This is a genomic window from Eikenella sp. NML03-A-027, from assembly GCF_001648395.1.
Lineage (GTDB): Bacteria > Pseudomonadota > Gammaproteobacteria > Burkholderiales > Neisseriaceae > Eikenella > Eikenella exigua.
On record NZ_LXSM01000001.1, the window covers coordinates 1 to 1530 of the forward strand.

Consider the following 1530-nt stretch of genomic DNA (forward strand, 5'->3'; position numbering starts at 1 on the left):
GCACCATCTTCACAAAACAGCCCAAATTTTCGGGCTGTTTTTTTACGTCTAACGCCATCCAATGCAATTAGCCAAACTCAATACAGACAAGACTTTCAGGCTGATTCAAGTTATCCTTTCCCCTTCCCTATTCAGCTAATCCCGTCTAATGCCGTCTAATTGAATTGCCCCTTTTATGGGGGCATGATTGGGGGTATCCAGAAAATACCCTCAAAAATATACCCCCAGAATGCCCCTGAACGACCGCCAAATCAAGAACGCAAAACCTACCGGCACAGGAAAAAAAGCCAAGCTGTTTGACGGTGGTGGCCTGTATCTGGAAGTTACCCCGGCAGGCGGCAAAATCTTCCGCCTGAAATACCGTATCAACGGCAAGGAAAAAACGCTGACTATCTATCGGCAAGTATCCTGCCGTTTCCCTATCCGAAGCCCGCCACGCTGCCGAAAATGCCCGCCGTATGCTGTCAGACGGGCAAGACCCCGCTGCCACCAAGCAACAGGAAAAACAAGAGTGAAAAGCTGCCGCCCTAAATACCTTTGAAGCCCTTGCCCGCCGTTGGCATGCCGACAACCTGCACCGCTGGCAGCCCGTTCACGCCGAACGTATCCTTGCCGATATGCAAAAAGACGTGTTTCCCCATATTGGGCAAATACCGCTGGCCGAAGTAAGCGTTTCCGACGTGAAAAACGTTATTGCCGCCATTGTGGCGCGCGGCGCCAATGTAACCGCCGAGAAAGTGCGGCAATGGATAGGCGCGGTGTACACCTATGCCGCCATGCTGGAGATAACCGACCGCAACCCCGCCGTACCGCTACGCGGCCATTTCGAGAAAAAGACCACCCGCCACATGCCCGCCCTGCCCCGCGAAGAACTGGCCGAGTTTTACCGCCGCCTGATACTGGCCGATATTGACCCGGCAAACAAAATTGCCCTGCTGCTGACTATGCTGGTGTTTGTACGTAATACCGAACTGCGCGGCGGGCAATGGACGGAAGTGGATTTTGCCGCAGCGCAATGGATTATTCCCGCCGAGCGCATGAAGATGAAACGCAGCCATACCGTGCCGCTTTCCGATTGGGCGCTGGAGCTACTGCGGGAACTGCACGGCCTGACCGGCAATACCCCCTACCTGTTCCCCAGCCGCACCAAAACCACCGGCTTTATCAGCGATGCCACCCTAACCCGCATCATTGAACGCCTAGGCTACAAAGGCACAGCCACACCGCACGGCTTCCGCAGTTTGGCAAGCAGCATCCTGAACGAACAGGGCTACAACCCAGATGCCATAGAACGCCAGTTAGCGCATGAAGAAAGCAACCGGATTAGAGCCGCCTACAACCGGGCGGAGTATCTGGCCGAGCGGCGGGAGATGATGCAATGGTATTCAGACTATCTACGGGAGCGATACCGCCAAGTCCAAGCCTTGATTGCAACAGATTGGACTACCTGAAAAACCAAACACCGGCGGGCGGGGCTGGTGTTTTATTTTGCTTCGCATTATCCTTAATCCAGCCTAATGCCGTATAACG

1 pseudogene is annotated in these 1530 nt (G+C 54.3%); it reads left to right on the plus strand.

What is annotated here, in order from left to right:
* Positions 1–229 precede the first annotated feature (229 nt).
* Positions 230–1451 (plus strand): annotated as a pseudogene (locus A7P96_RS00005) (tyrosine-type recombinase/integrase).
* The last annotated feature ends 79 nt before the right edge of the window (positions 1452–1530 follow it).